The sequence below is a fragment of the Phyllobacterium sp. P5_D12 genome (assembly GCF_054049495.1).
Genome location: NZ_JBFUMG010000766.1, coordinates 1 through 1,644 on the forward strand (window position 1 = coordinate 1; position 1,644 = coordinate 1,644).

A 1,644-nucleotide genomic window follows, 5' to 3' on the forward strand; every position below is an offset into this window, starting at 1 on the left:
CGGCCAAGTCGTATTATTAAGCACCGGCCCGAAATCAACACCGTCACAATCGGCCACCAACGATCAATCTCACCCTGCCCATCATCTCGCGTAGGCGCGCTGACGATCTTGAGTGCCGCTTGCGCCAATCGCAACCGCATCAGGTCTGCATATCAGTAACTGGAGCAAATCTCCGGGCGTGCTCAAATTCAACCGGGCGTCCATGCGACCCCTCGGGGTGGCGAATGTCCTCTTGGGCTGCTGCCAACAACAACCTCACCCCAAGTTGCATCAGCTAACCCCGCTTTCCTTGCGTGCAAGGGATGCAAAGTTGGTTCATCACGGATTGTGTCTCCAGAACATTCGTGATAGCCGCGGCTTGCCTGCCCTTGGATGCCTCCGCCCCGATGCTCGACGGTTGAAGGATGATTGGACTTTGCGCGCCACTCCGGACTAAAGGCGCTGAGGGTTGGAGAGATGGGGCGAGCCGTTTGAAGCATCAGTCCCATCCCAGTGCATGACACGCACCAGTATCGTGACGGTGACGAACGGTGGCTGAGCAAGACCAGCCGCAAGCTTGCGCATCGCACCAAGCGAAAGCGTCTCGACCGATTCAACAGACGGCAGCTTCTGCATGAGCTGAGTGAACACACGTCGACTCGTGTGTGAATCCTCTCAATCGTCCATGATCCGGTTACTGCATATCTGACTTACTTGCACCGCTGTCCTTGTCAATTAACATATTGTTTAGGTTAATGTTTTTTCTTTAACAGCACCTAACTATGYGATAGCTTCATCTTACCGGACTGCTGCATTACCAATTTGATCGTTACACCGAACAGCGACGACTGATCTAGCGCTCTCGAGAGTGCAACGCGCTCCTCTCCTTGGTTAAATGCCGGTTTCCTTGTATTTTGGGCGTTTTGACGCCGGTAGAGTTGGCTGCTCGCCTATTATCGGCATTTTCAACTGACCGTTTACTCACCACTTCCGATATTGTACAAACGTAGTTCCGTTGCTAGAATCCAAGTATGAAACCCCAACTCTTACACCGTCTGATTGGCTATGCGCGTGTATCCACGGATGAGCAGACGAATGATGCCCAACTGATAGAGCTGAAAGCCGCTGGCTGTCACATAATTTTTGAGGAACAGGGCTCCGGCGGTTCACGCGCCCGGCCGGTGCTGGCGGGACTTGTGCGCGAAATCAAAGCAGGCCAGGTCCTGATAGTGGTGAGGCTCGATCGGCTGGCCCGTTCCGTGAGCCATTTGCTGCATGTAATCGAACAGTTGGAAGAGAAGGGCGCTCATTTCCGCTCGTTGCACGATCCAATCGATACATCGACGCCGCAGGGCATGTTCTCGCTACAGGTTCTGGGTGCTGTCGCCCAGTTGGAGCGTGCGCTGATTTCTGAGCGCACCAAGGCAGGGATCAAGGCCGCCAGGGCACGTGGCAAACTGCCAGGCAATCCCGGGCTGCGCGACCGGAACCCCGAAGCCATTGCCAAGACATCGCGGGCTCGTCAGCGCGGCCATCTGGCGGATTTGACGGCGACTATGCCGTCCTGGCTGCCTGTCGTGCAGCGCATGCGGCCAGACCATCCGTGGGAAGACGTAGCGCGCAGCCTCAATCGGGAGAGCGGTCAGAAATGGTCGGTCGACCGCC

Annotated in this window: 2 protein-coding genes; one reads left to right on the forward strand and one right to left on the reverse strand. The window is 56.0% G+C overall.

Annotation, left to right across the window (positions count from 1 at the left end):
- Positions 1-432 precede the first annotated feature (432 nt).
- A complete protein-coding gene (locus ACXJ5O_RS26205) occupies positions 433-630 on the reverse strand; it encodes a hypothetical protein (protein ID WP_457302461.1) in 198 nt (65 codons plus the stop codon).
- Between the two features lie 380 nt (positions 631-1,010).
- Between ACXJ5O_RS26205 and ACXJ5O_RS26210 the strand changes: the two genes are divergently transcribed.
- The coding region (locus ACXJ5O_RS26210; RefSeq protein WP_457302462.1) for a recombinase family protein at positions 1,011-1,644 on the forward strand (634 nt) is incomplete at its 3' end.